The following is a 1,106-nucleotide window of genomic DNA, read 5'->3' as shown; positions in this document are numbered from 1 at the left end:
CCTGATGATATGAAGGCTTTTTATCTTTGTCTTAATGGCACAGGTGTCTTAGGCTTGGATGTAGAATGTATGTTCCACTCTCCGATAACTGGATTAGATTATGAAATTTCACATTTTATTTCATTTAAATATGGTGGCGCACAATTTACCATAGACGGAGGTGCATCAATCGCTCGCATTGAAGAAAACCGTGCATCCAATCTGCTTGTATTTGCCATAGCGGAAGATCATTCTCGTTTTGTGATTGATGTTAAAACTGGGAACATCTACAATTACAAGCATAAGGAAATCAAATGGTATTATACCAAAGAGGGACGACAGATTTTCTTTGATGTAAGTACATATGATGAACAAGCCGATAATTTCTGGCGTACATCGTCAGAGCCATTCAGGAGTGAACAGGCATATTATTTGGGTGATAAAACGCTTGTTGCAGAATCGTTCTCTGAATTTATACTTCATCTGTCTGTTACAGTTAATGAATATCCAGAAGTTGAAGTTTTACCTGAAAGCCGTTATACTGATTTTTGGGGAAATGTAGTGTATGATAAATATGAGGGTTTTAAGACAGAACGAAAAGCGGAAGTTCTTGCTTTAAATATGGATGCTACCGTATATGTGGGCAGAGCGTATAACGACAATGGAGAAGAGATAACGACACCGCCAACAATGAAGAAGCTGGAGGAGTATGAACAAACTTTACGGCAATTTCTTGATAATACAGATTTGATTGTAAGCCAAATTATGGAAAAGGCATATAAGTACTACAAAAAGAATTACGCACATTACTACGAAAAAGAATTTGAGGTACTGTTTCCTAATGAGATGGTAATGCCATCGGCTGACTCAAAATTGCACTCTCCGCTATGTATAACAACTCCAGCGGAACATCTACGATACATGACTTACAATCCGTGTAATCATATCCGTGTATTGCCTCGCAAAACTATTATCATTCCGATTGACTATTCACTTGATGAGGAACATGGGATGGAAATAAAGATTGTTGATGGTAAAGTAAAATCCATTGGTGAATCAGGAAACTACGAATAGACAACTAACATGCACCTCAATCGCCCCAAAAGGCGATTAGCTGCCAAACATTA

Annotated in this window: 1 protein-coding gene; it reads left to right on the top strand. The window is 37.8% G+C overall.

All coding sequences use genetic code 11. The features are described from left to right. Window positions 1–1,053, top strand: a 1,053-nt coding sequence (locus E5342_RS19470; protein ID WP_168354526.1) for an SMI1/KNR4 family protein, incomplete at its 5' end; no start/stop codon positions are given. Window positions 1,054–1,106 lie beyond the last annotated feature (53 nt).

The sequence above is a fragment of the Parabacteroides distasonis genome, assembly GCF_004793765.1.
Classification (GTDB): Bacteria; Bacteroidota; Bacteroidia; order Bacteroidales; family Tannerellaceae; genus Parabacteroides; species Parabacteroides distasonis_A.
The sequence above is the reverse complement of the archived record's forward strand: the minus strand, read 5'-3'. Positions and strand labels throughout refer to the sequence as shown.